27 protein-coding genes and 1 rRNA gene are annotated in these 26898 nt (G+C 67.5%); 2 read left to right on the top strand and 26 right to left on the bottom strand.

The window, feature by feature from the left end; translation table 11 throughout:
* Nucleotides 1-80, bottom strand: a 16S ribosomal RNA gene (locus ACWDSI_RS03650); the annotation flags it as partial.
* 748 nt (nt 81-828) lie between these two features.
* Between ACWDSI_RS03650 and mftM the strand changes: the two genes are divergently transcribed.
* Complete coding sequence (gene mftM, locus ACWDSI_RS03645) at nt 829-1695, top strand: mycofactocin oligosaccharide methyltransferase MftM (protein ID WP_449755681.1); 867 nt, start codon at nt 829-831, stop codon at nt 1693-1695.
* Here mftM and ACWDSI_RS03640 read toward each other — a convergent pair.
* The 12 genes from ACWDSI_RS03640 to murA form a co-directional block, all read right to left on the bottom strand.
* A complete protein-coding gene (locus ACWDSI_RS03640; protein ID WP_449746224.1) occupies nt 1688-2341 on the bottom strand; it encodes a MadR family response regulator transcription factor in 654 nt (217 codons plus the stop codon). The two genes, mftM and ACWDSI_RS03640, sit on opposite strands and share 8 nt — an antisense overlap.
* A 71-nt stretch (nt 2342-2412) precedes the next feature.
* Nucleotides 2413-3816 (bottom strand): MadS family sensor histidine kinase, encoded by a 1404-nt coding sequence (locus ACWDSI_RS03635; RefSeq protein ID WP_449746225.1) that lies wholly within the window; start codon nt 3814-3816, stop codon nt 2413-2415.
* 11 nt (nt 3817-3827) lie between these two features.
* A complete protein-coding gene (locus ACWDSI_RS03630; RefSeq protein ID WP_449746226.1) occupies nt 3828-5048 on the bottom strand; it encodes an iron-containing alcohol dehydrogenase in 1221 nt (406 codons plus the stop codon).
* A gap of 93 nt (nt 5049-5141) precedes the next feature.
* Nucleotides 5142-6665: a VWA domain-containing protein gene (locus tag ACWDSI_RS03625; protein WP_449755680.1), complete on the bottom strand. Its 1524-nt coding sequence runs from the start codon at nt 6663-6665 to the stop codon at nt 5142-5144.
* Between the two features lie 14 nt (nt 6666-6679).
* A complete protein-coding gene (locus ACWDSI_RS03620) occupies nt 6680-7954 on the bottom strand; it encodes an AAA family ATPase (protein WP_449755679.1) in 1275 nt (424 codons plus the stop codon).
* Between the two features lie 96 nt (nt 7955-8050).
* Nucleotides 8051-9343: an NDMA-dependent methanol dehydrogenase gene (mdo, locus tag ACWDSI_RS03615; protein ID WP_449745948.1), complete on the bottom strand. Its 1293-nt coding sequence runs from the start codon at nt 9341-9343 to the stop codon at nt 8051-8053.
* Between the two features lie 202 nt (nt 9344-9545).
* On the bottom strand, nt 9546-10343 hold the full coding sequence (locus tag ACWDSI_RS03610; protein ID WP_449755678.1) for an energy-coupling factor ABC transporter ATP-binding protein: 798 nt from the start codon (nt 10341-10343) through the stop codon (nt 9546-9548).
* A gap of 16 nt (nt 10344-10359) precedes the next feature.
* Nucleotides 10360-11148 carry a cobalt ECF transporter T component CbiQ gene (cbiQ, locus tag ACWDSI_RS03605; RefSeq protein ID WP_449755677.1) on the bottom strand — a complete coding sequence of 263 codons (789 nt, stop codon included), beginning with the start codon at nt 11146-11148 and terminating at the stop codon, nt 10360-10362.
* Between the two features lie 4 nt (nt 11149-11152).
* A complete protein-coding gene (locus tag ACWDSI_RS03600; RefSeq protein WP_449755676.1) occupies nt 11153-11563 on the bottom strand; it encodes a PDGLE domain-containing protein in 411 nt (136 codons plus the stop codon).
* Nucleotides 11560-12282 (bottom strand): energy-coupling factor ABC transporter permease, encoded by a 723-nt coding sequence (locus ACWDSI_RS03595; protein ID WP_449755675.1) that lies wholly within the window; start codon nt 12280-12282, stop codon nt 11560-11562. The genes ACWDSI_RS03600 and ACWDSI_RS03595 overlap by 4 nt, the downstream gene beginning before the upstream one ends.
* A 151-nt stretch (nt 12283-12433) precedes the next feature.
* Nucleotides 12434-12775, bottom strand: coding sequence for an ArsR/SmtB family transcription factor (locus tag ACWDSI_RS03590; RefSeq protein WP_449755674.1), 342 nt, complete (start codon nt 12773-12775; stop codon nt 12434-12436).
* Between the two features lie 2 nt (nt 12776-12777).
* A complete protein-coding gene (gene murA, locus ACWDSI_RS03585; RefSeq protein WP_449745954.1) occupies nt 12778-14034 on the bottom strand; it encodes a UDP-N-acetylglucosamine 1-carboxyvinyltransferase in 1257 nt (418 codons plus the stop codon).
* A gap of 70 nt (nt 14035-14104) precedes the next feature.
* On the opposite strand from murA, the gene ACWDSI_RS03580 reads away from it, so the two are divergent.
* On the top strand, nt 14105-14728 hold the full coding sequence (locus ACWDSI_RS03580; RefSeq protein ID WP_449755673.1) for a cob(I)yrinic acid a,c-diamide adenosyltransferase: 624 nt from the start codon (nt 14105-14107) through the stop codon (nt 14726-14728).
* Between the two features lies 1 nt (nt 14729).
* Here ACWDSI_RS03580 and ACWDSI_RS03575 read toward each other — a convergent pair whose 3' ends face one another.
* The 13 genes from ACWDSI_RS03575 to ACWDSI_RS03515 all read right to left on the bottom strand — a co-directional run bounded on the left by ACWDSI_RS03575 (nt 14730) and on the right by ACWDSI_RS03515 (nt 26890).
* Entirely contained in the window at nt 14730-15191 is a 462-nt protein-coding gene (locus ACWDSI_RS03575; protein ID WP_449745957.1) for a DUF2550 domain-containing protein, read from the bottom strand.
* Between the two features lie 205 nt (nt 15192-15396).
* Complete coding sequence (locus tag ACWDSI_RS03570) at nt 15397-15777, bottom strand: F0F1 ATP synthase subunit epsilon (RefSeq protein ID WP_449755672.1); 381 nt, start codon at nt 15775-15777, stop codon at nt 15397-15399.
* Between the two features lie 9 nt (nt 15778-15786).
* Nucleotides 15787-17235 carry a F0F1 ATP synthase subunit beta gene (gene atpD, locus ACWDSI_RS03565; RefSeq protein WP_449745959.1) on the bottom strand — a complete coding sequence of 483 codons (1449 nt, stop codon included), beginning with the start codon at nt 17233-17235 and terminating at the stop codon, nt 15787-15789.
* Nucleotides 17236-17293: 58 nt separating this feature from the next.
* A complete protein-coding gene (locus tag ACWDSI_RS03560) occupies nt 17294-18223 on the bottom strand; it encodes a F0F1 ATP synthase subunit gamma (protein WP_449755671.1) in 930 nt (309 codons plus the stop codon).
* A 38-nt stretch (nt 18224-18261) separates the two neighbouring features.
* Nucleotides 18262-19890, bottom strand: coding sequence for a F0F1 ATP synthase subunit alpha (atpA, locus tag ACWDSI_RS03555; protein ID WP_449755670.1), 1629 nt, complete (start codon nt 19888-19890; stop codon nt 18262-18264).
* Nucleotides 19891-19987: 97 nt separating this feature from the next.
* The gene (locus ACWDSI_RS03550; RefSeq protein ID WP_449755669.1) at nt 19988-21340 is read right to left on the bottom strand and encodes a F0F1 ATP synthase subunit B/delta; all 1353 of its coding nucleotides are present in this window, start codon (nt 21338-21340) and stop codon (nt 19988-19990) included.
* A 2-nt stretch (nt 21341-21342) separates the two neighbouring features.
* Entirely contained in the window at nt 21343-21834 is a 492-nt protein-coding gene (locus tag ACWDSI_RS03545) for a F0F1 ATP synthase subunit B (RefSeq protein ID WP_449755668.1), read from the bottom strand.
* A 49-nt stretch (nt 21835-21883) separates the two neighbouring features.
* Nucleotides 21884-22144, bottom strand: coding sequence for a F0F1 ATP synthase subunit C (locus tag ACWDSI_RS03540; RefSeq protein WP_449745964.1), 261 nt, complete (start codon nt 22142-22144; stop codon nt 21884-21886).
* An 81-nt stretch (nt 22145-22225) separates the two neighbouring features.
* Nucleotides 22226-22990 (bottom strand): F0F1 ATP synthase subunit A, encoded by a 765-nt coding sequence (atpB, locus tag ACWDSI_RS03535; RefSeq protein WP_449755667.1) that lies wholly within the window; start codon nt 22988-22990, stop codon nt 22226-22228.
* Nucleotides 22987-23403, bottom strand: a complete 417-nt coding sequence (locus tag ACWDSI_RS03530) for a hypothetical protein (protein ID WP_449755666.1) — start codon at nt 23401-23403, stop codon at nt 22987-22989. Before ACWDSI_RS03530 ends, atpB begins: the two co-directional genes overlap by 4 nt.
* Before the next feature lie 330 nt (nt 23404-23733).
* Nucleotides 23734-24966, bottom strand: a complete 1233-nt coding sequence (locus tag ACWDSI_RS03525) for an MraY family glycosyltransferase (RefSeq protein ID WP_449745967.1) — start codon at nt 24964-24966, stop codon at nt 23734-23736.
* Between the two features lie 11 nt (nt 24967-24977).
* Entirely contained in the window at nt 24978-26237 is a 1260-nt protein-coding gene (locus tag ACWDSI_RS03520; protein WP_449755665.1) for a serine hydroxymethyltransferase, read from the bottom strand.
* On the bottom strand, nt 26234-26890 hold the full coding sequence (locus tag ACWDSI_RS03515; RefSeq protein ID WP_449745969.1) for an L-threonylcarbamoyladenylate synthase: 657 nt from the start codon (nt 26888-26890) through the stop codon (nt 26234-26236). The genes ACWDSI_RS03520 and ACWDSI_RS03515 overlap by 4 nt, the downstream gene beginning before the upstream one ends.
* Nucleotides 26891-26898 lie beyond the last annotated feature (8 nt).

Raw genomic sequence — 26898 nt, 5'->3', positions numbered from 1 at the left:
GCAGGGCCTTTCCGTTCGACTTGCATGTGTTAAGCACGCCGCCAGCGTTCGTCCTGAGCCAGGATCAAACTCTCCATGAAAAAACACTGAAACCAAAAGTTTCAACACAATCTCAGCCAGAGAGACAAAAACCTGACCAAACAAAAACAATCCAAAAAACTGGCATCAAAAACTGATGCCAGCACTAACTGGCATCAAACAATCCATCAATACACTATCGAGTTCTCAAAGAACACACACCCACCGGCACCACCCCCACAGGAGGCGAACTCCGATGAATTCAGTTGTTTCACTGTCTTCGTCACCCGCTCCGAGGCAACTCTTCCAGCTTACCAGACCCTCTCGGCGGTCGCAACTCCCTGGTTGTTCTCGTCGGGGAGGTGTCTGGCGGTCCGAGATCACGTCTCGGGCGCACGAGGCACCCGTGTCGATTTCTCGGGGGCGGTCTGCGCAGAACCCGGTTTCCCTTCCCCATTCACTCCCGTCGAGGTTGTCCCTCGTGGGCTGTCCGGGGCGGCGCCGTGGCGCGCTGACTCGAAGAAAGTTACGCAATCGGCGAGCGCGGGTCAAATCGCCTGTTCAGACCGCGTGGCCGCACGTGTTTGTGCTGGTCACGTGGCTTTCAACCACCAGGAGTGGATGAATATTCCGCATCAGGGCCTGCCCCCGCTCGTGTGATCTGCGCCATGAAACGACGCCGTTTGCCGCGCGCCCGCCCCCGTGTATGGGGCGCAGCCGCCCCATGCTGTCCCATGACTGTCCTTTAGGTCAGTGATCCGGCCCCCGAGGTCAGTTACCGGGGCGTGGTCGCGGACCTAGCGTCGGGCCATGAGTTCTTCCGCCGTCATCACCAGCACCGGAGCACCGAGCACCACGGTCATCCGGGTGCGTCGGCGCGCCGTCCCGCCGGCCGGGTTCACCTCATCGGGGGCCCTGGCCTGGCGGCGGACTCCGCCTGCAGGGCTGACGCCGGCGGGAGTCGACATCGTCCATCGGTTCGGTGCCGACACCATTTCCGACGATGTGATGGTGTCCGCGCTGGTCGGGCTCGTGGAGGCGGGCGCACTGACCGGTCAGTGGGAGTTCGAAGAGGCCGCCGTCGGTCTCATCCGTTCGGCCGCGGCGAACGAGGACGCGGCCTGGGCCGCCTTCTACGAGAACTCGCTACGGGACCTGCGGTCAGGTCATGCGCAGTTCGCTCCGGTGCATCGCCGTGCCCGGACACTCCTGCGCGGCACAGGTGTCCTCGAGGTCGGTTGCTGCTTCGGATTGCTGGCCCTGCAGTGCGCCGAGGACGGTTATGACGTCTGCGCGTACGACATCTCGCCGGGTGCCATCGGGCTGCTCGACGCCGCTGCCCGACGGCGCGGCGTCGATGTCAATGCACTTGTCGGCGATGCCCGGTCCCTTCCCCTCCCGGACCGCAGCGTCGACACCGTCACCCTCATCCACCTGCTCGAACACCTCGATCCCGCGGATGTCCCCGTTGCCCTCGACGAGGCGTTACGCGTGGCCCGACGTCGCGTGGTCGTCGCCGTGCCGTTCGAGGACCGGCCGAGTGAGCACTTCGGGCACCTCACCCGGCTCGGCGAGGAGGATCTTCTCCGCTGGGCCGGAGCGGTCCGGCACGGCGGTGCGACGACCTTCGCCGACCACGGGGGTTGGCTGGTGCTCACCCCCGCGTCGCTCAGATGAGACCTCGTTTGCTGGCGATGTAGACCGCATCGGTGCGCTTGGACACGCCCAACTTGCGAATGATGTTGCGGATATGGAACTTCACCGTGGATTCGGAGATGAACAGCGTCTGGCCGATCCGCTTGTTGCTCATCCCGTCGGCGAGCAGACGCAGCACCTCCCGCTCGCGCTCGGTGAGCGCCTCGGGTCCGTCCCCCTCCCCCGACACCGTGCGCAGCACGATCGCGGCACTGCGCGGGTCGAAGGCGCTCCCGCCACCCGACACCGCCTGGATGGCGCGGACCAGTTCGGTGGTGTCGACGTCCTTCACCACGTAACCACGCGCGCCCGCCTTCACCGCACGCACCACGAGATCGTCATCGAGGAAGGTGGTGAGCACCAGACTCGCCACCTCGGGATGCCGACCGGCGATCTCGGTGATCAGCCGCAGCCCCTCGTACTCGGTGCCCGCGGTGAGCTTGAGGTCCACCACCACCACATCGGGTCGGCAGTGGGCCACCTCGGCCAGCGCGTGCTCGTACGAGTCTGCCTCGCCCACAACGGTTATTGATTGCTCGCGGTCGAGCAGGGACCGGATTCCGGCGCGTAGCAACGCATGGTCGTCCACCAGCATCGTGCGCACCGCGTCGGTGGCGGTGACATTCATCCCTGCGGTGTTCATCCCTGTGGTGTTCATCCCTGTGGTGTTCATCCCTGGGGTGTTCATGTCGGCCGGGTTCATGACGGTGACCTCCTCGGGCAGCGCGCGGTGGGATCGGGTATCTCGACGGCGACGCGGATGCCGCCCAGTCGGGATCGGCGAATCCGCAGTTCGCCCCCGAGGTCGTCGGCGCGGGTGGACATGTTGGCCAGGCCGCGGTGGCGCCCCGCCAGATCGCCGCAGACCGCCGCGCGCATCACCCGGCGCAGGTGACTCGGATCGCCGGTGCCGTCGTCGTCGACGGAGAGCCCCACCCCGTCGTCGGCGTAGGTCAACACCACGCGCGCCGAGGTGGCCTCGGCGTGCACCGCGGTGTTGAACAGTGCCTCACCCGCAATACGCAGAATGGCGTGCTGGACGTCGTCGGGCAGATCGCGGGCGCGACCGAGCACCCGGACGTCGGTCTCGAGGTCGGCGGGCATGTGCATCGAGCACAGTTCGTCGAGGACCTCCCCGAGGCTCAGTCCCTCGACCGAGGGTGACTGATTGAGTGCGTAGATCACCGACCGCAACTGCTCGACCGCGTCGCGGGTCAGGCGCCCGGCCACCTCGAGCCGCTCGGCCGTGGCCGCATCCGACTCCATCCGGCACACCTCGATCTGCACGCCCGCCGACAGCACCGACTGCGTCACCGAATCGTGCAGTTCGCGGGCGATGCGTTCGCGTTCCTCGGTGACCAGCCGCTGGCGCATCACCGCCGACAGTTCACGTTGGGTGCGTTGCAGTTCGGCGTTGCGCACGGCGAGGTCGGTGGCCTGCTCGCGCGCTTTGGCGTAGGCGTCCTCGGCGCGCGCGAGCTGGTGGCGGCTCTCCTCGAGCAGGGCGGCGTTGAGCAGTGCCACCACCGCCTGGCGCGCCAGAATGCGCATCACCACCAGATCCGCCGAATCGACCAGATGATGTTCGGGCGTCCACGCCGACAACCCGCCGACCACACGCCCGTCGAGGTGCACCGGCACGTGCAGGTGATGGTCGTCGACCACCGGCCGGATCAGCTCCCCCATCTGATTGCGGAGGATGTCGTTGAGCCGGTTGAGCACCTCGTCGGGCAGGTGACTGGGGGTGCGTGCGGCCTGCACCCCCTCGAAGGCGTAGATGGTGCCCTCGCCGTTCATCATCAGGTGCCGCGGTCCGGTGCGGTCGAGTTCGCCGTCGCACAGGGCGAACACCACCCAGTCGGCGTCGAGGTGTTCGCGGACCGCGCGCACCACCGACAGCACCAGCGTCTCGGGTCCCTCCGCGGTCTGCACCAGGGCACGCGAGATGCGGTCGAGCGCACCCACCACACGCGTGAGCCGCTGTTCCACCCCCCGGAACTGCGCATAGTGCGAACCCTTCACCGAGTGCAGGCCCACCAGCGAGTCGAGTTCGGCCGCCCCGGTCGCACCGTCGGAGGTCGCAACGTCGGAGATGGTGTCGATGCGCCGCGGACTCACAACGCCTCCCGGTAGATGCGGGCGACGTCGGCGGCATCGGGTCGGCGGGGATTGGTGGTCATGCACGCGTCGAGCATCGCGTTGGTGGTGAGGGTGTCGATGTGTTCGGCCCGCACCCCGACCTCACCGAGGCCGGTGGGCATGCCGATCCTGCGGCTCAACGCGGTGATCGCGTCGGCCAGACGGTCGGCCGTGGCCGCAGCACCGGATTCGGGCAGGCCCACGGCCCGGGCCAGGTCGACATACGGTGTGGGGTCGGCCTCGGCGTTGAAGCGGATCACATGCGGGGCCAACACACCGTTGATGGCGCCGTGCGGCGCGTCGCACAGCCCGCCGACGGGATGACTCATCGCGTGCGTCGCTCCCAGGATCGCGTTGGTGAAGGCCATTCCCGCCTCCAGTGCCGCATAGGCCATGTCGGTTCCGGCATCGGCGTCGGCCGGGTTGTCCACGAATCGTTCGATGCTGCGCCATGCGGTGGCGATGGCGCTCAGTGCCGCCTTGTCGGTGAGGCGGGTGTGCGCCAGTGACGCGTAGGCCTCCATGCAGTGGGTGATGGCATCCATGCCCGACTGGGCGGCCACCTCCGGGGGCAGTGTCGCGAGTGTGCGCGGATCGATCACCGAGACATCGGGCACCAGTCCGCGTCCGATGATCGTCACCTTGGTCATCCGGTCGACGTCGTTGATGATGCAGAACTGCGAGACGTCCGACCCGCTGCCGGCGGTGGTGGGAGCGGCCACCAGCGGTGGCAGCGGGCGCCGAGCCCGGTCGATGCCCTCGTACTCCAGGATGTGCCCGCCGTTGGCCGCGAGGATCGCAATGCCCTTGGCGGCGTCGATCACCGACCCGCCGCCGAGAGCCACGATCCCCTCGGCGCGGCTCTGCTCGTACTGGTCGAATCCGGAGGTGATCTCCGGCGCGCGGGGGTTGGGGGAAACACCGGTGAACGACGACACGTTCAGGCCTTCGGCCCGAAGTCGTTGCGTGAGTTCGGGATACCAGGGTGTGGCGACGAGCCGACGGTCGGAGACCACGAGCAGCCGGCGCATGCCGAGCCCGGCGGCCGCGCGCGGGATCTCGTCGAGCGACCCCGGTCCGACGATCACCTCCGGCGTGTGGAACTTGGCGATGCGGACCCCGCCGGCCGCGCGGCGCCCGGCGGCGGTTCCGAATGCGGCGGCGGACGTCACGGTGTCACCGTCGTCGACCTGGATCCGCACGCATCTCACCTGTCCCGTCGCGGCCATGGGTGGGGCGCGCACGGATTGCGACGCCCCTCGCCGAAATCCTACGCGGCGTGATGCGGGTCACGTGCCGTACGAGTCGACCGAGACCTGCTCGAGCGCGGTCAGGTCGTGCACCACGTGCACCCTGTCGCACATCGTGGCGTAGGCCGGTAGGTCACAGGCACCGAGTCCCCACGAGTAGGCGGGTTCGGGGGTGATCCAGATGGTCTCCCGCGCGCGCCGGGAGATCTCCTCGAAGGCCTCCAGGTTCGGGTCGCGGCCGTTGTTGCGGCCGTCGCCGAGCACGATCACCGTCGTCCGCCGCGTGATCGCGCCGCCGTACTCCTCGAGGAAGGTGCTCAGCGCCGACCCGTAGTCGGAGTCGGCGTCGGTGTCGAGGACGCCACCGGCGGGCAGCCCGGACACCACCAGCGACAACGCCTCCTCGGGAGGGTGTTCGGCGAAGAGGTCGGTGATCTCGACCAGGTCGGAGACGAAGGCGAAGGACCGCACGTGGGCCACCATGCTCTGCAGACCGTGCACCAGCTGCAGGGTGAAGCGGGCTGCCGAACGCACCGACAGCGAGACGTCGGCCAAGATCAGCAGGCTGGGCCGGTCGGCCACCTTCGCAACCGTGATCGGCCGGAACGGGACCCCGTCGAAGCGCAGGTTGGCGCGCATCGTGCGGGCGGCGTCCACGGTGCCGCGCGCGGCGAGCTTGCGGCGGGCGCGCGGTGCGCCGTGCAGGCTGCGGATCAGCCGGCGGATCGATTCTTCGAGGCTGGCGCGTTCGTGCTCGTGGATCGCCTCACGCACCGTCGCCTTGATCTCGCGTTCCTCGATCTCGTGGTCGGTGGCCATGAGCTGTTCGAGGTGGTCCCGCAGCATTTCCGGCAGACCGTCGAGCAAGCCGGCCAGGGCGCTGCGCAGCGCCGCGAGTTCGGCCGAATCCGGTTGCGGCCCTGAGGGATCGGTGTCGTCGAGCCAGTCCATGAGGGCCATCTCCTGGGCCACCGACAGTTCCGCGTCGAGTTGCGGTGCGTTGCTGGTGACCAGTTCCCCCGGGCGGCCGGGGTTGTGCAGCCGCGACACCGTCAGCTGGACACGCGCCGCCGCCTCCGCGTTGGGTACCTCGTCGGCGGAGAGCACGATCTCGTCGGTAAGCGACGCCATGTCGAGCCGATTGGCCTCCTGGTGCAGGTTGTACTGCTCGGCGAGGTCCTCGGGGTCGAAGTACTGGCGGATGTTCGACGGCGGGCCGTGGCTGTGGCCTTGCTGCGGGGTATCGCTGACCTCGTCGGACAAGGTGTATTCCTGCAGCTCACCGGTGTCGGACAGGTCGTCGTGGGAATGCGAGTGACCGTGACCGTCGTCGGTGTCGAGGACCGGCCGCAGCGAGAAGAACCTGTCGAACACCTCGTGGAAGGTGTCCTCGTCGCGGCGGTCCTTGATCAGGCAGGCCTCCAGCGCCGAACGCAACAGCGCGCGGTCGGCGAGGATCTCGGCGGTGCCGACGGCCGCCATGGCGTCCATCGCCTCCGACACCCCGATCCGGACGCCGTGCAGGCGCAGCAGCCGGACGAACCGGTGGACGGCTCCCTCCATCGTCGCGCCCCGCCCTAGACCGGGCGCTTGCGCGCGTTGCCCGCGCGAAACGACCGGCTTCCCTGCCCCGCGCTGACCTTGTGGGTTCCGGCATCGCTCTGGGCGCCCGGTGCGCCGTAATACTCCGTGCCGTGGCGGCCCGGTTCGTCCTTGGCCGCCCGAGCCGCCTTGCCCGAATGCTCCGGGCGGTGGCTGTGATCGTCCCCGTGGCCGTGATCATCCCCGTGGGAGTGATCGTGCCCGTGGGAGTGCGTGTGCCCGTGGGAGTGATCGTGGCCGTGCAGGTGGGTGGGCACCTCGGCGTTGGGATCCACCAGCCGCGGCAACGCGTCGAGCGCGCGGGTCAGGTCGCGGTCGTACTTGACCACCACGTTCGCGGTCTGCGACAACACGTCCGCGCTGAGCTCGTCGGCGCCGAGCACCGCGAGCGTGCGCGCCCAGTCGATGGCCTCGGAGATGCTCGGCGCCTTGCGCAGATCCAGATCCCGCAGTCCACGCACGATCTCGACGAGTTTGGTGGCCAACGTCTCCGACAACCCGGTGTTCTTGGACTTGATGATCTCGAGTTCGCGTGCCGCGTCGGGATAGTCGAGCGACAGATGCAGACAGCGCCGCTTCAGTGCCGCCGACAGATCGCGGGTGTTGTTGGAGGTCAACACGATCATCGGCTGATGGGTGGCGACGAAGGTGCCGATCTCGGGTACCGACACCTGGTATTCGGCGAGCAGTTCGAGCAGCACCGCTTCGAGTGCCTCGTCGGCGCGGTCGACCTCGTCGATCAGCAGTACCACGGGCCGCTCCGAGCGCACCGCCTCGAGCAGTGGTCGCGGCGCCAGGAAGCGTTCGGAGAAGAAGACGCTCTCCTCGGCACCGATTCGGTCGACCGCATCGGCGAGGGTGGTGGCGTCGGCCACCACCTGACTGATCTTCTCCCGCAGGACCTGCGTGTAGAGCAGTTGCTTGCCGTAGTCCCATTCGTAGAGCGCGGTGGTCTCGTCCTGACCCTCATAACACTGCAGCCGCAACAACTCTCGTCCGGTCACATCCGCGAGGGTCTTGGCGAGCTGGGTCTTGCCGACCCCGGCCGGCCCCTCGAGCAGGATGGGCTTGCCCAGGCGGCTCTGCAGGAACACCGTGGTGGCCAGCCGTTGGTCGGCGAGATATCCGGCGTCGGCGAACCGTGCGATCACGTCGTCGACATCGGCGAACTCGGTGTCCGTGGGTTCCACGTCTGGGACGGAGGTACTACTCCCGGATGATGTGGCGTCGGCGGCGAACTGCACGGACATCGGCGTCTCCTGTGCTCGGGAATGTCGTGTGGGGGTGGTACCGGATGGCGGATTCCGTCTTGGGGCAACGGAATCCGCCATCCGGGGTCGTGACTGCTAGGGCAGCAGTTCGTCGAGGTCACCGTTCACGCAGTGCTCGACCACGGGTCGGACTGTCTCGAAGGTGCATTCCTTGGGGTTGCCCGGGGTGCAGGCATCACCGAGCACGTGGTTGGTGAGCGCGTCGATCGTCGCCGCGTCGGTGGTGATGTCCTTGCGCTCCTCGTAGAACTTGGTGGGGCCCTGGCCGAGCCGGTTCTTCGGGTAGCTGTCCTGCTTGACGTCGGCGAAGCGCTCCACGATGCCCACGTCGCGCAGCAACCGGATCGCGGCCTCGAGCGCCGCGTCGGCGGCCTGCACCTTGGTCATCCCGTGGGTGTCGACGCCCATCGCCTCGGCCATGTCGGCGAAACGCTCGTACATCACGGGCATGTTGAAGGCCCACACGCGCGGCAAGGCGATCGCGTTGTTGAGTCCGTGGTGGGTGTCGAAGAACGCCGACACCGCGTGGCTGATCGAGTGGATGATGCCCAGGCCACCGGAGTTGAACGCCTGCGCCGCGATGTACTGGGCGTACATCATTCCCTCGCGGCCGGCGAGTTCGGTGGGGTTCCAGGTGGCCTCGCGCAGGTGGCGTGCGGTCATCCGCACCGCGTGCAGCGCATTGCCCATCGACGGCGGGAAGTTCAGCCGCGACACGTAGGGCTCGGAAGCGTGGGCGAGCACGTCGAAGCCGCATTGCGCGGTATAGGCCACCGGGCAGTCGTAGTAGAGCACCGGGTCGTCGATGGCCAGCGTGGTGACCGCGGCGTCGTCGAAGGCGACGTACTTGTGCGGCTTGTCGGGGTCGGTGGTGGTGTCGGTGATCACGTAGGCCCACGACGTCTCCGAACCCGTTCCGGCAGTGGTGGACACGGCGATGTGCGGCGGGTTCTTGGGGTTCTCGCTCTTGTTGAAGCCCTCGAACTCGTTGACGCTGCGGCCGTCGTGCGCCACCGAGATGCGCGCACCCTTGCAGGCGTCGTGCGCGGAACCGCCGCCGATCGAGATGAACGAGTCGCACTGCTCGGAGTTGTACAGCGACACCGCGTCCATCACGTTGTAGTCCTTGGGGTTGGACTCCACCTGGTCGTAGAGCACCACCTCGAGGCCGTGGTACTTGCACGACTCGACGATCTTGTGGACGGTGTCGCTGCCCCGCAGACCGGTGGTCATGATGAGGGTCTTGGTGAATCCGAGTTTGAGCGCCTCGGGGCCGATCATCTCGTGCGCGCCCGGACCCATCATGGCGCGCGGGAACGGATGGAACTCCTTGATCGGAAACGGCTTGAGTAGTTCGTCTACCTGCATGTCTGTGACCTGACCTTCTTCTGCTGCCGACACACGCGTCGTCGGGAGTGGGTGAGCGAACGCGACGTTACGCGCGTCACATCGAAGTCCAGAAGTGTTGTGCGCCAGAACCGTCCGTAACTGTCCCGCGCACTGACGGAGAGGTGGGGTGGGTACCTGTCCGCTCGGGCAGGTGCGTTGCGACCCTCAGTCGCGGACACCGTCAGTCGGGGACACCGAGGACGCCGGGGTTCGTGGTGCGGGCACAGCGGGCGCGCCGCAGACCCTCGATGTCGAATCCCCAGGGCATCTCGAGCCGATGCCTGCTGAGCAATGTCGCATCGGCGAGGATCTCGTCGACGCCGGCGTCGGCGACCACCCGTCCGCCGTCCACGACCACCGCGCGATCACACAGTTGCGCTGCGTAGGGCAGGTCGTGGGTCACCACGAGCATCGTGGTGTCGAGTGCGAGCAGGGTGTCGGCGAGTTCGCGGCGGGCCACCGGGTCCAGATTCGCCGAGGGTTCGTCGAGCACCAGGACGTCGGGGCGGCAGGCCAGCACGGTGGCCAGTGCGCCACGGCGGCGCTGACCGCCGGAGAGGTGGTGCGGGCTCCGATCGGCCTGATCGGTCATCGACACCACCGCGAGTGCCTCGTCGACCCGGCGGACGAGCTCGTCACCGGTGACGCCGAAATTGGCCGGGCCGAACGCCACGTCCTCGGCGAGTGTCGGCATGAAGAGCTGGTCGTCGGGGTCCTGGAAGACCAGTCCCACCTGGCGCCGAACAAGTTTGAGGGTTGCGCGCCCCACCTGCGAGCCGAGGATCGAGACCGACCCCGACGTGGGCAACAGCACGCCGTTGAGGTGCAGCATCAGCGTGGTCTTGCCCGCACCGTTGGGCCCGAGCAGCGCGACACGTTCGCCCACCGCGATGCGCAGGTCGATGCCGTCGAGCGCGGTGTGACCGTCGGGATAGGCGAAGTGGAGATCGCGGATGTCCACCGCCGGCGGGTCGGTCACAGGGCTCCCCCACTCATCATGCCCCCGTTCGGTACACGACCCACGCGGTCACGGCGACCACCGTGGCCGCGATCGCCGGGAGCATGACCGTCAGCCACTGGGAGGCGCTGGCGCGTGCCGATCCCGTGATCCCGGGCATCTCCGGAACGGTCCCCGAGAAGCCGCGCGAGGCCATCGCCAGGTGCACACGTTCACCGCGTTCGTAGGACCGCAGGAACACCGCCCCCACCGACGTGGCGATGGCACCGGCCTGGTGCACCATCCGCGGCGAATCCCCGCGCGCGATGCGCGCCACCTGCATCCGGCGGACCTCGGAGGAGAGCAGGTCCAGGTAGCGCAGCATCATCACGATGATCGGCGTGATGGTCGACGGCACGCCGAGGCGACTCAGCGCGAGTGGCAGGTCCCGCGCCTGCGTGGTGGCCGCGAAGGTCAGCGACGCGGCAACGCCGAGAGTTCCCTTGATCACGATGCCCCACGCCGCATAGAGCCCGGACACCGACAGCGACAGACCTGCCACCGGCACGCGATCGCCCCCTTCGGCGAAGGGCAGCAGCACGGCCAGCACCACGAATGGCGCCTCGATCAGCATCCGCGGCGCGATCCATCCGACCGGCACCGCCGCCAGGCGCCACACGGTCAGCAGGATGATCGCGAAAACCAGGTAGGGCCAGAACATCTCGCGAGGGGTGGCCACCACCGCGAACACGAACACCACCAGGCAGACGAGTTTGACCTCGGTGGGTGCGCGGTGCACGCGCGAGCCACCCACGCGATAGAGGGGATGTGCGTGCCCTGCACCCATGAACTCAGTTGCCCTCGACGGTCGCCGACCCGCCGCCGGTGGTGCGGGTGCGTGCGATGAGCCAGAACGCGCCGCCGGCCACGGCCAGGGTGACCAGCACGCCGATGACACCGGCGATGCCGTTGGTGTGGGCGACACCCCTCACCGCATAGTCGGCGAGCGGCGACGATGCCATCGCGTGGTCGGTGGCCTGCTGCGCGATGCAGTCGCCGCGGAGGTGCTCGACACCGTCGACGGTGACCGTCTCGCATCCGCGCAGGGTGGCCGAGTCGAGGCCGTCGGGCGAGGAACTCGCGAAGTAGGAGACCAATCCCGCGATCAGCAGGGCTGCCGCTGCGAAGGCGATGAGGAAGGTGCGCCGGCGCACCCGGGTGCGGGCGGGTCCGGGGGCGGTGGCGTTCGTGCGGGTGTTCATGCGGAGGCTCCGATCGCGCTGGTGGAACGGACACGGCTGCGGCGGAGGAGGTAGACGAGGTCGGGCCGGGCTCGCGCGACGGCCACGACGGTCACCGCGGTGATCAGGCCCTCCCCGATCCCGATGAGCAGGTGCGTTGCCCACATGTAGGTGGCCACCGTCCCGAGCGACGCCGTGGCGGCACCGCCGATCGCGTACTCGATGACGAATCCTGTTGCCGCACTGACTGTTCCGCACAGCGCGGCAAGGAAGGCAACCGCGCCGAGGCCGGCCGGGCGGTCGGTGCGCGTCCGGACGAGTCCGTACAGTCCCACCGCGACGCCGTACCCGACGAAGGTGGAGATCAGTGCCATGTTGGTGATGTTGGCGCCCAGCGCGGTCACACCGCCATCGGCGAAGAGCAGGCTCTGCACCACCAGCACGATCGCGACGCAGAGTGCACCGGTATAAGGGCCCACCAGGATCGCGGCGAGCGCACCGCCGAGCAGGTGGCCGCTGACGCCGGGCAGGATCGGGAAGTTGATCATCTGCACCGCGAAGATGAATGCCGCGACCAGTCCGGCCATCGGCACCGTCTTCTCGTCGAGGTCGGCGCGGGCGCGCCAGGCACACAACGCCAGGGCAGCCACGGCGATGACACCGAACAGCGCGGACGTCTGCGCGTTGATGATGCCGTCGCTCATATGCATGGCGGTGACGGTTGTGGACGTGGTGGACATGAGCAGTGCCCCTTCGAGTCGCCGAGCGTCGCGCCTGCCGACAACGGCGCGCGATAGGGCAACGGTAGGACCGGCCACGACATCTGTCCACATATTCAGATGTTGTGATCGTCAGACTATCCGTTGGGTCAGGTGTGAACCGACGATCCGGTCAGGACGGCGGATTGTGTGCCGCCCCGATCCAGTGCAGCAACTGATGCACCGTCTCGTCCTCGAGCCGGTAACTCACCGAACGCCCCACCCGGGTCGAGGACACCCACCCCTGATGCCGCAGGACACGCAACGCCTGCGAGACGGCCGTTTCGGTGCGGCCCACCGCGATCGCGATGTCGCCCACGAAGATTCCCGGATCGCGGTGCAGCACGAGCAGGATCTCCAGGCGGTGCGGGTCGGAGAGCAGGTCGAAACGCGACGACCACTCCGCGATGTCGACACCGGACCGCTCGTTGTCGGCCGGGTGTGTGTGCGGGTGGGTGCGGTCGACGTCGCCCATGGCTATCCCGTCACTCTGTCGATCGCGCCGCCCAGGCTGCGCAGATTCTCCACGAAGTGCGGGTAGCCACGGTCGATGTGTTCGACGTCGTGTACCTCGGTGGTGCCGTCGGCCACCAGTCCGGCGAGCACGAGTCCGGCGCCGGCGCGGATGTCCGAACACCACACCGGCGCACTCGAGAGCTGTTCGATGCCGCGGATCACCGCGTGGTGGCCGTCGGTGCGGGCGTCGGCGCCCAGGCGCACCATCTCCTCGACGAAACGGAACCGTGCTTCGAAGACGTTCTCGGTGATCACCGACATGCCATCGGCGATCGCGGCCAGTCCGATGGCCATCGGCTGCAGATCGGTCGGGAAACCGGGGTACGGGAGGGTGGACACATTGACCGCCGTCGGCCGGTGGTCGTGGCGGACCCGGAATCCCAGCGGCATGGTCTCCACCATCGCGCCGGTGTCGACGAGTTTGTTGAGCACCACCTGCAGGTGTTTCGGGTCGGCGCCGCGCACGGTGACATCACCGCGGGTCATCGCCGCGGCGATACCCCAGGTGGCTGCGACGATGCGGTCACCCACCACGCGGTGGGTGGCCGGATGCAGCCGATCGACTCCCACCACCGTCAGCGTGGACGTGCCTGCGCCGTCGATACGCGCGCCCATCTGTTGCAGCATGACGCACAGATCGACGATCTCCGGCTCACGTGCGGCGTTGTCGATGATCGTCTGACCCTCGGCGAGCACCGCGGCCATCAGGATGTTCTCGGTGGCGCCCACCGAGGGGAACTCCAGCGCCACCGGAGCGCCGACGAGGGCATCGGCCTCGGCCACCACGCAGCCGTGCTCGATCGAACTGTGTGCGCCCAGCGCACGCAATCCGGCCTGATGCATGTCGAGGGGCCGGGAACCGATGGCGTCGCCGCCCGGTAGCGCCACCACGGCGCGCCGACATCGGGCCATCAGGGGTCCGAGCACGCAGACCGACGCACGGAATTGCTTCACCGCGTCGAAGTCGGCGTGATACTTCGGTTCGGCGGGCGCCTCGATCGTCACGGTGTCCCCGTCGATGGTGACCACGGCCCCCAGACCGCGCAGCACGTCGGCCATCAACGGGACGTCGGCGATCTCCGGGCTGTTGGTGAGAGTGGTGGTGCCCTCGGCCAGCAGCGCCGCAGCCATCAGCTTCAGCACGCTGTTCTTCGCCCCACCCACCGACACCTCACCCGACAGGCGCGCTCCCCCGCTCACCAGAAACCGATCGCTCACGCCCGTCAGCTTATCCGGCACGTGCGTCCGGCAGACCAATGCCGTGGGCATGACGAACTAGATTTGACGTATGGCAGTGCATCTGACGCGCATCTACACCCGCACCGGTGACGACGGGACCACCGGCCTGAGTGATTTCTCGCGGGTGCCCAAGACCGATGCCCGGGTGATCGCCTACGCCGACTGCGACGAGGCGAACGCCGCGATCGGTGTGGCGCTGGTGCTCGGCGGTGACGTGCCGACCGAGATCGTCGACGTCCTCACCACCGTGCAGAACGACTTGTTCGACGCCGGGGCCGATCTCTCCACCCCGGTGGTGGCCGATCCGAAGTACCCGCCGCTGCGGATCACGCAGGATTACATCGACGCGCTGGAGGCATGGTGCGACGCGTTCGGCGCGGACCTTCCCTCGCTGACCTCGTTCGTGCTGCCCGGTGGCACGCCCCTGGCCGCACTGCTGCATCAGGCCCGCACCGTGACCCGACGGGCCGAACGGTCGGCGTGGGCCGCCATCGACGCCGACCCTGACACGACGTCGGTGCTTCCCGCGCGCTACCTCAACCGGCTCTCGGATCTGTTGTTCATCCTGTCGCGGGTGGCCAACCGGCCACCGCACGGGGACGGGGACGTGACCTGGGTGCCCGGTGGGCAACGTTCCCGGCCCGGCGGCGATACCGCGCCGGGCGGCGACTGACTCAGCCCCGGCGACGCTGCGCGCGGGTCGGCGCCCCGGCCTCGAGCCACGCCTGGAACGCGGTCACGCCGTCGCGGCTCATGGCCAGCTCCAGGTCGGTGGTGGCGCCCGGTCCTCCGCGTGCTCCGTCCTGCCGCGTTTCGCGCAGGTGCAGGATCGTCATGCCCGACAGGATCTCGGTCTCGCTGCCGGCGGGTTCGCGGCGTCCCACGATGTCGATCGATCCGCGGCACAGGGTGCGTGAGGGTCCCGGCCGCAACGACGTGAGCCGGAAGTAGCGCAGCGACTCGTCGGTGTAGTGCACCGTGCCATGCCGCCATCCCTCGTCCACGGCTGCCGGCAACGTGCGCAGCAGCGCGGCGCTGCCGGCGCTACGGAGCTGCTGCAGCCGATAGGCCAGCAGGCCGCACAGCACAACGGTCACCACCAGGAGCACGCCCAGCAGCACGATCACCACCGACACCCGGGCCGCACCTCCTCACACTCGTGCGGATAGACATCGCCGGCCGTCGGACGGGCTGTCGACAGGCTGTGGCCGTGCGATGTGACTGCCTCCAGCATGCCACCCCGCGATGAGACACGGCCAGCCACCCGAGGTTCGGGTGGCCGGCCGTGTGATCGTGTTCAGTTGTGCCGAGTTGCGCGGCCGCGGGCGTGCGCGCCGGGAATCACTTGACGAGCTGCTCCGCGGCCCGCAGGCGTGCGTGTGCGTGGTCGTACTCGGGGGTGCCCGGTTCGCATGCCTCGAGCGCGGCACGCTCGACGGCGATGTCGATCCCGTCGGCCCACTCCGCCGCCTCCGCGAGGATCGTCACCGACTCACCGGTCACCGACAGGAAACCGCCCTCGATGGCGGCCGCCTTTCGCGTCCCGCTCTCCTCGACGATCACCACGAAACCACCCGGCACGAGCTGGCCGAGCAACGGTTCGTGATTGGCCAGCACGCCCAGCTCGCCGACCGTGGTCTGGGCGATCACGAACGTCGCCTCGCCGTCGTAGAGCTCGGCGTCGGTGGAGACCACCTCGACGTGGAAGGTTTTGTCAGCCATGGTGTGTCGCTACTTTCCGGCGATCTTGGCCGCAGCGGCCTCCACGTCGTCGAGTCCACCGCAGCTGTTGAACGCCTGCTCGGGCAGGTGATCGAATTCGCCCTTGCACACGCGGTCGAAGGCCTCGACGGTCTCGGTCAGGGGCACCACCGAACCCTTTTCACCGGTGAACTTCTCGGCGACGAGGAAGTTCTGTCCGAGGAACTTCTGGATGCGGCGGGCGCGCTGCACGGTCACCTTGTCCTCTTCGGAGAGCTCGTCCATACCGAGGATGGCGATGATGTCCTGCAACTCCTTGTACTTCTGCAGGATGCGCTTGACCTCGTTGGCCACACGGAAGTGCTCGTCACCGACGATCGAGGCCTCCAGGATGCGCGAGGTCGACGTCAGCGGGTCCACGGCCGGGTAGATACCCAGCTGGGAGATCGGACGGGAGAGCTCGGTGGTCGCGTCGAGGTGGGCGAAGGTGGTCGCCGGGGCCGGGTCGGTGTAGTCGTCGGCGGGCACGTAGATGGCCTGCAGCGAGGTGATCGAACGGCCCTTGGTGGAGGTGATCCGCTCCTGCAGTTCGCCCATCTCATCGGCCAGGGTGGGCTGGTAGCCCACGGCCGACGGCATACGACCGAGCAGGGTGGAGACCTCCGAACCCGCCTGGGTGAACCGGAAGATGTTGTCGATGAACAGCAGCACGTCCTGGTGCTTGACGTCGCGGAAGTACTCCGCCATCGTCAGCGCCGACAGGGCCACGCGCATACGCGTGCCCGGCGGCTCGTCCATCTGGCCGAACACCAGGGCGGTGTCCTGCAGCACACCCATCTCTTCCATTTCCAGGATCAGGTCGGTGCCCTCACGGGTGCGCTCGCCGACACCGGCGAACACCGACGTGCCGGAGAACTCGCGCGCGATACGGGTGATCATCTCCTGGATGAGCACGGTCTTGCCCACGCCGGCACCGCCGAACAGGCCGATCTTGCCGCCCTTGACGTACGGGGTGAGCAGGTCGATGACCTTGATGCCGGTCTCGAGGATCTCGGTCTTGCCCTCGAGCTCGTCGAAGGCCGGGGGCTTGCGGTGGATACCCCACAGTTCGCCGTCGCGACCCAGGCCGGGGCTGTCGAGGCAGTCACCGAGGGCGTTGAAGACGTGCCCCTTGACCTGGTCGCCCACGGGCACCCGGATCGGATAGCCGGTGTCGGAGACCGGCGCGCCGCGCACGAGGCCGTCGGTGGGCTGCATCGAGATGGCGCGCACCAGGTTGTCACCGAGGTGCTGGGCGACCTCGAGGGTCAGGGTCTTGGCCACCGACGAGAGGGTGACCTCTGCGTGCAGGGCGTTGAACAGGTCTGGGATCGAGCCCCGCGGGAACTCGATGTCGACGACGGGGCCGATGATGCGGACGACACGGCCGTCGGAGGATCCCGTCGACTCCGTGCTGGGGGATTCTGCTACTGCGGTCATGATGCTTGGGTCACTTCCTGTTGATCGAAGTTTGTTCCGGTGCGGATGTCGGCTGTCGTCACGTGGCCAGCGCGCTCGAGCCGCCGACGATCTCGCTGATCTCCTGGGTGATCTGCGCCTGGCGGAGCTGGTTGGCCTCGCGCGAGAGCGACTTCGAGAGCTCCTCGGCGTTGTCGGTGGCCGCCTTCATCGCGGTACGACGCGCCGCCGACTCCGAGGCGGCCGAATCCAGCAGAGCGGCGTACACACGCGTTGCCACGTACCGCGGCAACAGAGCCTCCAGCAGCGACTCGGCGCCGGGTTCGAAGGTGTAGTTGCGCGACTCCTCGGAGACCTCGGGGCTACCCTCCTCGTGCGCGGTCACCACCAACGGCGCCACCCGGCGAACCTCGGGTGTCTGCGTCAGCATCGACACGAACCGGGTGTACACGAGATGGATCTCGTCGACCCCTTCGAGCGAACCCTCACCGTCGGGCCGATCCACCTGCTCGCCCGAACCGGCGAGGAACAGCTTCACCAGGAAATCGGTGGCCGTCGACGCGTCGGAATACTCGGGTGCCTGCGAGAAGCCGGTCCACGAATCGTCGAGCTGGGTACCGCGGAAGCTGAAGAATCCCACGCCCTTCTGCCCCATCACGAACAGCACCGGGTCCTTGCCCTCGGAGCGGATCAGCGCGATCAACTCACGGGCCGAGCGGAGAACATTGGCGTTGTAGCCGCCGCACATACCGCGGTCGCTGGTGATGATGAGGATCGCCGCACGCTTGGGCTCGTCGCGTTCCTTGAGCAGCGGGTGATCCAGCGATCCCGCGGCGCTCGCCAGCTCGGAGAGCACCTTGGTCATCTCCTGCGAGTACGGCTTGGCGGCCGCCACCCGTGCCTGCGCGCGGGTGATGCGCGATGTCGCGATCAGCTCCTGCGCCTTGGTGATCTTCTTGGTCGACTGAACCGACCGGATGCGTGAGCGCAGCTCACGAATGCTGGCCATGAGCCCTCACCCCTTCCTCGACGGTGTCGGTTTCGCTGTCACTTCCGGATCTTGATCTCTTCTTGCTCGACCTCGTCGGCGTCCATGGCGTTGGCCTCGGCCTCGTTGACCACGCGCTGCCCGTCATGGGTCAGGTAGCTGTTCTTGAACTTGTTGGTCTCGTCGACGAGGGCCTCGGCCTGATCGTCGGTGAGCACCTGTCCGCCGGCGATCGAGTCGTAGACACCGGTCGCGTTGTGGTGCAGGTGGCTGAGCAGCTGCGTCTCGAAGTTGCGGATGTCGTCGACCGGCACCGAGTCGTAGTGTCCCTGTCCGCACAGGTAGATCGACACGATCTCGTCTTCCACCGAGTACGGGCTGAACTGGTTCTGCTTGAGCATCTCCACCCAGCGGGCGCCACGCTCGAGCTGCGCCTTCGACGCGTCGTCGAGGTCGGAGGCGAATGCGGCGAATGCCTCGAGCTCACGGAACTGCGCGAGCTCCAGACGCAGCGAACCCGACACCTTCTTGAGGCCCTTGGTCTGCGCGGCACCACCCACGCGCGACACCGAGGTACCGACGTTGATGGCCGGGCGCACACCCTTGTTGAACAGGTCGGACTCCAGGAAGACCTGTCCGTCGGTGATCGAGATGACGTTGGTGGGGATGAACGCCGAGACGTCGTTGGCCTTGGTCTCGATGATCGGCAGTCCGGTCATCGACCCGCCGCCCATGTCGTCGGAGAGCTTGGCGCAACGCTCCAGCAGACGCGAGTGCAGGTAGAACACGTCTCCGGGGTAGGCCTCGCGACCCGGCGGGCGACGCAGCAGCAGCGAGATCGCGCGATACGCCTCGGCCTGTTTGGTCAGGTCGTCGAACACGATCAGGACGTGCTTGCCCTCGTACATCCAGTGCTGCCCGATGGCCGAACCGGTGTAGGGGGCCAGCCACTTGAAGCCGGCGGAGTCGGACGCGGGGGCCGCGACGATGGTGGTGTACTCCATCGCGCCGGCCTCTTCGAGCGCCGTCTTGACCCCGGCGATGGTGGAGCCCTTCTGGCCGATCGCGACGTAGATGCAGCGGACCTGCTTGCTCTCGTCGCCCGATTCCCAGTTGGCCTTCTGGTTGAGGATGGCGTCGACGCAGACCGCGGTCTTGCCGGTCTTGCGGTCACCGATCACCAGCTGACGCTGTCCGCGACCGATGGCGGTCATCGCGTCGATGGCCTTGATGCCGGTGGCCAGTGATTCCTCGACCGGCTGGCGCTCGAGCACGGTCGCGGCCTGCAGCTCGAGCACACGTTGACCTTCGGCCTCGATGTCGCCGAGGCCGTCGATGGGCGCGCCGAGCGGGTCGACCACACGGCCGAGGAACTTGTCGCCCACGGGCACCGACAGCACGTCGCCGGTACGGCTGACCGACTGGCCCTCTTCCAGCGACTCGTAGTCACCGAGGATGACCGCGCCGATCTCGTCCTCGTCGAGGTTGAGTGCCACGCCGAGCACACCGTCGGGGAACTGCAGCAGCTCATTGGCCATCGCGCCGGGCAGCCCGCTGACGTGGGCGATGCCGTCGGCCGTGTCGGTGATGATGCCCACCTCGTCGCGGGTGGCCTCGGCTTCGAACGACGAGACGTACTGCTCGATCGCTCCCTTAATCTCGTCCGCTGAGATCGTCAACTCCGCCATGGGTTCTCGTCTTTCCTGGTTCTGATCCGGTTGGGTAAGTCGTATCGGTGGGTGATCCGGCAGGCCGTCGAGGTGTGGGCGACGGCCGCGCGGGGGGTCAGTTCGGTAGTGACTGCGCCGCCTTGGCCAGTCGCGTCGCCACGTCGGCCTCGATGACCTCGTCGCCGACGCCGATCCGCAGGCCGCCGAGGATCGAGGGGTCGACCTCGGTCTGCACCGAGATGGCATGGTGATAGATCCCGCCGAGCACGGTGGCCAGTCGCTCCTTTTGAGCATCGCTCAGTTCGGCCGCCGACACCACATGGGCCACTGTTTCGCCGCGGCGTGCCGCGGCCAGCTGCGCGAGCAGGTCGGCCATCACCTCCACCGGCTGTCCGTGCAGCAGCTCGATCGCGTGGGAGATCAGATACCAGGTGTGCCCTCCCACCTGGTCGCCGATCAGGCTCTTGAGCAGTTCGTTGCGGTCGTCGGCGGACCGGGTGAAGTCCGACAGCAACGACGCGAGCTGCGGATTGGAGTCCAGCAGTCGACTCACCCGGAAGAGCTCGTCCTCGGTCTGTTCGATGGTGCCGTCACGCTCGGCGGCGGTCAGCACGATCAGGGCATTCTGCCTGCGCAGCGCGACGATCAGGTCGGTGGACTGCGACCAGCGCTGGCTGACCGCCGATGCCACCACGTCGACGACGATCGGCGACACCTTGCCGTCGAAGAGCGTGTGCACGAGCTGCCGCTTGCCCTCGGCGTTCTCCTCGTCCTCGGTGAGCTTCTTGCGGAGAAGATGCTGACCGTTGAGAAACGCGATGACCTTGGTCATCTCGTGGCTCGCCGTGACCAGCGACTCGCTGTCGAGCGACTCGGCGGCCGAGTCGAACTCGGTGGCCACCGCCCGTGCCGCCTCGCGGCTGGCGGCGTGCAGCGAGCGCAGGCCGATCAGCGCACTGGAGTGCGGCACCCCGGTGGACGGCTGCGAGCCGGTGGACATGGCCTCGAGTTCGTCGATGACGCGATCGATGGTGTCGGACTGGTTGCCCGGCTTGGACAGGTGATCGCGGACCACCTTGCCTGCGCCGTCGACGGCGTTGAGTCCCAGTTCGGAGCGCAGCTGGCGCACCATGCTGGTGCGCAGCAGCTCACTCTGCGCGGTGCCGTGCTCGCTGATGCGTTTGACCTCGGCGTCGGCCTGCTTCTTGAGGTCCTCGGAAATGCCCTTGGCGTCGTCGAGGGCCCCGTTGTGCAGTTCCTCGGCCTCCGTCTTGGCCTGCTGGATCGACCGATCGTGTGCCGCCTGGGCATCGATCACCCGGTTCTTCGCCGCGTCGCTGTCGACCATCTGCTGGCCGATCTGATCCTGCTGATTCTTGACCGCCCTGCGCAGCGGCGGGAGTACGTACCGCCAGAACAAGGCCACGATGACCAGGAAGCCGATCAGCTGCCCGATGAATATGTCCACTGCTACTTCACCGTCTCAGTCTGCTTCGCCGCGGCGGCATCCGCCTTGGCACCGTCGATGCCGAGGACTCGGCCGGCCAGCGTGGTCGACAACCTGTCCACATCCCGTTTGGCCTCGGTGACGGCGTTGTCGGCCTCCACCTTCAGCTCCGACGAGATCTTTGCGAGAGCGGCGTCGGCCTCGTCGGTCGCGCGCCGCTTCGCATCGGACAGCTCCTCGTTCCCCTTCGCACGCGCGTCGTCCCGGATTCCCGTCGCGTCGGCGCGGGCGTCCTTCATCCGGGCCCGATATTCCTTGTCGGCGTCTTCGTAATTCGCCGCAGCAGCGTTGTTGTCTTCCGCCGTCTTCACGACGCGTGCGTCACGCTCGTCGAGCACCTTGAGGATCGGTGGCACGACGATCGTACGGATCACGATCAGCACGATCACGAAGATCAGCAGACACGCGATCAGCGTGCCGTTCGGAATCAGAAAGTTCTCTGCAGCGAGATTCATTGTTGCGCTTCCCTTGTGGAGATATCAGGGCCCGTCGATACCGCCCCGGTCAGGAAACGGCGCTGATCGGGGTCGCGAACACGAAGAGCGCCATGAACGCGAGGTTGATGAAGTACGCGGCCTCGACCAGACCGACGGTGATGAAGAACGGCGTGAACAGACGGCCCTGGGCTTCCGGCTGCCGGGCGATGCCGGCGATCAGTGCGTTACCGGCGATACCGTCACCGATGCCGGCGCCGATGGCACCGCCACCCATGATGATGCCGCCGCCGATCAGCGCGCCCAGACCAATCAGATTCGGATCTGCCATTGGAGTGATTTCCTTTCGGGTGATACTGGCAATCGGATTGCCAGGTCTGTGGTCCGACCGACGGTTCGGCCGGACATCGGATCAGTGGTCGTCGAGTTCCATGCTCTGACTGAAGTAGAGGATGGTCAGCAGGGCGAAGATGAACGCCTGGATCAGACCGACGAACAGGTCGAAGGACTTCCAGATGGCGTTGGGTGCCCACATGATGTACGCCGGGAACAGCGCGATCAGGGCCACCATGATGCCGCCGGCGAACATGTTGCCGAAAAGACGGAGGGAGAGCGAGACCGGCTTGGCGATCTCCTCGATGATGTTGATCGGCGCGAGTGCCACCACGTGACCCTTGACCAACTTCTTGAAGTGACCGAAGAAGCCACGCCGACGGATACCGGCCGCCATGTACCAGCAGAACACGAAGATCGCGAGCGCGTAGCAGAAGTTCACGTCGCTGGCCGCGGGCTTCACCACTTCGTGCGTGCTGCCGTCCGCGGTGCCGTACTGCACCGGCAGCACCGAGAACCAGTTCGCGATCAGGATGTAGGTGAAGAGCGTAACCGCCAGCGGCAGAACGAATCCCGCCACCTTCATGCCGATCGCGTTCTCGATCTGGCTGCGCATCTGGACGGTGATGACCTCGAAGTACAACTGGACCGCGTTGGGCTTTCCGGAGGTGATCCTGGACCGGACGAAGAACGCCAGCAGGATCACGATGAGGCCGGCTGCCGCCGCGGCGATGATCGTGTCGATATTCCACGTCATGCCCAGCCACTGCACCTCTTGGTGGTGGCCGACCTCGATCTTCGCTTCGGCCAGATAGAGCGCGTCGCCGTATGTCGATCCGGTCATAGCTGCTTCCGAAGTCCTTTCATCACCGGAATCACCGCGTTGAGGACCAGGACCACCTGGCCGAGGGCGAGTCCGAACATCACGCCCAGCCCGTCGGGCCGGACGAGGTAGGCACATGCCAGGGCGAGCACGGTGATCACACCCAGTCGCGCGGCAGAGTTGGTGGCCAACGATTTCTTACGTGGGTTCTCCGCGTTGGCGACGCGATCGACCGTGAGCATGACCATCTTCGCGTTCACGAAGATGGCCACCACCCCGATCACGAAGAAGAGCGCGAAAAGCCAGTGTCCGAGATACACCGCGACGGCACCGATGATCACGCTGAGCACAGCCGCGATGATTCCGGGGCGCACCAGACTGGTCGGCGCGGGCGGGTAATACACGGAGGCCGAGTCGGGGGCGGACGTCGCCATTGGTCTCCTCACATCAGGCACCTCGATGCGCCAGGCATCAGGCAGCGAACGTGCGATCTGCGGCGGGGCCGCCGAGCGTACGCTCTGCGTTTGCAGTGACCTTATCAACACCGTCTCAGGTATCCATCAGGGGGTCCGGCGGTGATCAGGTCGGTCACGGGCGAAATCGCCGACGGATCGTGACGATCCTGCGGGTGATCTGAGCCACGCGACTACTACACGGGATAGTACACCACTTTACCGTTGGGTTACCTAACCGACCGCCAGGTTACCGGGGGCTCCCCCGTCCCTGCCCCCGTCCCCGGCACACGGGACATCGGCCGTGTCCGGTCAGCGCAGTGCGCGTTCGGTGCGGACCTGGGCGACTCGTCGTTGCACCCGCGGCGCGATGGTCACCAGCATCGCCAGAACCAGACCGGCGGCGAATGCCGGGAGAACCACCGACATCGGGAACAGCGTGCTCGCCGCCACCGAGAAGGCCAACACCCCCACCCACAGGTAGATGATCAGGGCGACACGTCGTTGCGAATGTCCCAGTTCGAGCAGTCGGTGATGCAGGTGCATCTTGTCCGGGGTGTAGAAGCCGACGCCCGCACGGGTGCGGCGGATCACCGCCATGAGCATGTCGAGCATGGGCACGAACACCACCGCCGCCACCAGGATCAGCGGCGAGAGCAGGGTGAACACGTCGGCCGGCCCGTAGGCGTTGATGGCGATACGTCCGGACGCACTGGTCGAGGCGGCGGCGAGCATGAGACCGATGAGCATGGCACCGGAGTCGCCCATGAAGATCCGTGCGGGCGAGAAGTTGTGTGGCAGGAAGCCCAGGCAGGCCCCGGCGAGAGCCACCGAGATCAGCGCGGGTGGGTAATAGCTGACGTCGCCGCCCTGGTCGCGGAGCAGGCCGAGCGAGAACATGCAGATCGCCGATGCCGCGATCAGTCCCAGTCCGGCCGCCAGACCGTCGAGTCCGTCGATGAAGTTGACCGCGTTGATGGTGGCCACCGTGATCATCACGGTCAGTAACCCGGACTGAAACGGATCGAGCACCACCGTGCCGATGTTGCCGAACGGCACCGGCACCTGCAGCCAGCTGACACCCATCACCACCATCACCCCGGCCGCGGTGAGCTGTCCGACGAACTTGGTGAGGGCGTCGAGGCCCCACCGGTCGTCGATGGCTCCCACGATCACGATGATCGCTCCCGCGGTCACCACCGCCGTCATGTCGTTGGTGTAGGCGAACCCGCGGTTGAGTGCGGGCAGGTTGGCGGCGAGCGCGATCGCGGCCACCACACCGGCGAACATGCCGATCCCACCGAGCCGCGGGGTGGGGATGGTGTGCACGTCACGCACTCGCGGCACCGCCACCGCTCCGGTACGGATCGCGCTCACCCGCACGATCGAGGTGAGCAGATAGGTCATGGCCGCGGCGGTGAGTCCCACCAGCAGCAATTCGCGCAGCGGGACACCGGCGCCACCGGTTCCCGACGCCGCCCACAGCAGCGCCGCGCCGTGGTCCGGGATCGAGACGGGGTCGGGGATCGAGACGGGGCCGGACATCGCGCCCAAGGCTACCCGCCGAGCAGGGCGGCGACCTCGCCGCGGATTCGGGCGTGTGCACCGCCGCCGTCGCCGGAGACCGGCACGCGCAGCGCGTCATGGATCCAGTCGGCGATCACCGCCATGTCCTTCTCCCGCGCACCGGCCAGCGTCACGATCGGTGTGCCGATCCGGACGGCGGAACCGACGGCGGGTGGCTGGTTGTCGAACGGCAACACCGCCTTGTCGACGACGATGCCGGCCGCGCCCAGCCGGCGCTGCGCCTCGATGCCGGTGAGACCGAACGCGGAGACGTCGATGACGGCCAGGTGCGTGTCGGTGCCACCGGACACGCTGCGCAGCCCCCGCCGGTCAAGCTGTTGCGACAGCTCTCGCGCACTGGCCACGACCGCCGCCACATGGGCGCTGAATCCGGGCGTCGCCGACTCGGCGAAGGTCACCGCCTTGGCGGCGATCACGTTGAGTGCCGGACCGCCCTGAAGGAACGGGAACACCGCCTTCTGCAGCGCGTTCGCGTGCCGGGCCGCCGCGAGGATGATGCCGCCGCGTGGCCCGCGCAGCACCTTGTGTGTGGTCAGGGTGATGACGTCGGCGTACCCGACCGGCGACGGGGCCGCCCCCGCGGCCATCAGGCCACCCAGATGCGCCGCATCCACCCAGAGCACACAATCGGCCTCGTCGGCGATCTCGCGCAGGACCGCGTAGTCGACGAGCCGGGAGTAGGTGGCCGAGCCCGCGATCAGCAGGCGCGGACGATGCAGCAGCGCCATGTCGCGAACCTGGTCGTAGTCGATGAGCTCATCGGACTCACGGACACCGTAGTGCAGCGAACCGAACCAGCGGCCGGAGAAGTTGGCGCGCGATCCGTGCGTCTGGTGGCCGCCGTGACCGAGCTTCAGAGCCAGCACCGGGTCGCCGGGCTGGGCGAAAGCGGCGTAGACGGCCTGATTGGCGGAACTGCCCGAGTGCGGGGCCACATTGGCGTACTCGGCGCCGAACAGTGTGGTGGCCCGGGCGATCGCGAGTTGCTCGATCTCGTCGACCACCTCGCAGCCGCCGTGGAAGCGCGCCCCCGGATATCCCTCGGCGTAGGCGTCGCCGAGCACCGACGACAACGCGACACGAACGGCGTCGGACGCCACGGTCTTCCCTGCGACCAGCTGCAGCGTCGACGTTCGGCGCACGGCCTCCCGCGCGATCAGCTCGGCGATCTCGGGGTCGGCGCCCGACAGGGCCGCGGGTCCGCCGGCTTCCACGCCGTCGACGATCATGTCGGCACCAGCGTCGCCGGGTCGACGTCGAGAACCTCGGCCACCGCGTCCACGCTCACCGCACCGACCCGCAGCACTCGGGGCTCGGCCCCGGTGAGATCGACGATGGTCGAGGCCTCCGCCTTGGGGGCCGGCCCGCCGTCGAGGTACACCGCCACCGAGTCGCCGAGTTGCTCGCGGGCCTCGGCACACGTGGTGGCGGGCGGGCGGCCGGACACGTTGGCGCTCGAGACGGCCATCGGCCCCACCGCGCGCAACACCTCGATCGCCACCGGATGCAGCGGCATGCGCAGCATCACGGTGCCGTCGGTGTCGCCGAGATCCCAGGCCAGCGACGGCGCCTGCTCCACCACGATGCTCAGTCCCCCGGGCCAGAACGCCTCCACCAGGTCGCGGGCGGCCTGCGACACCGACAGGACCAGCCCGTCGACGGTGTGCCACGAGCCCACCAGGACCGGCACGGGCATGTCCCGTCCGCGGTGCTTGGCGGCCAGCAACGCCGACACCGCCTCGGAATCGAAGGCGTTGGCGCCGATGCCGTAGAGCGTGTCGGTCGGCATCACCACGAGACTGCCGCCCTTGGCCGCGCCGATCGCCGCACGAAGTCCCGCGGGGCGCGTCTGCGGATCGTTGCAGTCGTAGACGATGCTCACCCGATCAT

The organism is Gordonia sp. NPDC003429, assembly GCF_053588575.1.
Note: the sequence above shows the minus strand (reverse complement) of the source record. Positions and strands in the feature narration are given on the sequence as shown.

Bases quoted from the DNA above. Each gene is read 5' to 3' on its own strand.
- ACWDSI_RS03625 (WP_449755680.1), bottom strand. From the start codon at position 6,665: ATGGAGGGAGCCGTCCACCGGTTCGTCCGGCTGCTGCGCCTGCACGGC.
- atpB (WP_449755667.1), bottom strand. From the start codon at position 22,990: ATGACCGGATCGACATACGGCGACGCGCTCTATCTGGCCGAAGCGAAG.
- cbiQ (WP_449755677.1), bottom strand. From the start codon at position 11,148: ATGGGTGCAGGGCACGCACATCCCCTCTATCGCGTGGGTGGCTCGCGC.
- ACWDSI_RS03560 (WP_449755671.1), bottom strand. From the start codon at position 18,223: ATGGCCAGCATTCGTGAGCTGCGCTCACGCATCCGGTCGGTTCAGTCG.
- mftM (WP_449755681.1), top strand. From the start codon at position 829: ATGAGTTCTTCCGCCGTCATCACCAGCACCGGAGCACCGAGCACCACG.
- ACWDSI_RS03570 (WP_449755672.1), bottom strand. From the start codon at position 15,777: ATGGCTGACAAAACCTTCCACGTCGAGGTGGTCTCCACCGACGCCGAG.
- ACWDSI_RS03580 (WP_449755673.1), top strand. From the start codon at position 14,105: ATGGCAGTGCATCTGACGCGCATCTACACCCGCACCGGTGACGACGGG.
- ACWDSI_RS03540 (WP_449745964.1), bottom strand. From the start codon at position 22,144: ATGGCAGATCCGAATCTGATTGGTCTGGGCGCGCTGATCGGCGGCGGC.
- ACWDSI_RS03600 (WP_449755676.1), bottom strand. From the start codon at position 11,563: ATGAACACCCGCACGAACGCCACCGCCCCCGGACCCGCCCGCACCCGG.
- ACWDSI_RS03595 (WP_449755675.1), bottom strand. From the start codon at position 12,282: ATGTCCACCACGTCCACAACCGTCACCGCCATGCATATGAGCGACGGC.
- ACWDSI_RS03620 (WP_449755679.1), bottom strand. From the start codon at position 7,954: ATGTCCGTGCAGTTCGCCGCCGACGCCACATCATCCGGGAGTAGTACC.
- ACWDSI_RS03590 (WP_449755674.1), bottom strand. From the start codon at position 12,775: ATGGGCGACGTCGACCGCACCCACCCGCACACACACCCGGCCGACAAC.
- atpD (WP_449745959.1), bottom strand. From the start codon at position 17,235: ATGACCGCAGTAGCAGAATCCCCCAGCACGGAGTCGACGGGATCCTCC.
- ACWDSI_RS03530 (WP_449755666.1), bottom strand. From the start codon at position 23,403: ATGGCGACGTCCGCCCCCGACTCGGCCTCCGTGTATTACCCGCCCGCG.
- mdo (WP_449745948.1), bottom strand. From the start codon at position 9,343: ATGCAGGTAGACGAACTACTCAAGCCGTTTCCGATCAAGGAGTTCCAT.
- ACWDSI_RS03545 (WP_449755668.1), bottom strand. From the start codon at position 21,834: ATGAATCTCGCTGCAGAGAACTTTCTGATTCCGAACGGCACGCTGATC.
- ACWDSI_RS03640 (WP_449746224.1), bottom strand. From the start codon at position 2,341: ATGAATGTCACCGCCACCGACGCGGTGCGCACGATGCTGGTGGACGAC.
- atpA (WP_449755670.1), bottom strand. From the start codon at position 19,890: ATGGCGGAGTTGACGATCTCAGCGGACGAGATTAAGGGAGCGATCGAG.
- ACWDSI_RS03520 (WP_449755665.1), bottom strand. From the start codon at position 26,237: ATGATCGTCGACGGCGTGGAAGCCGGCGGACCCGCGGCCCTGTCGGGC.
- ACWDSI_RS03525 (WP_449745967.1), bottom strand. From the start codon at position 24,966: ATGTCCGGCCCCGTCTCGATCCCCGACCCCGTCTCGATCCCGGACCAC.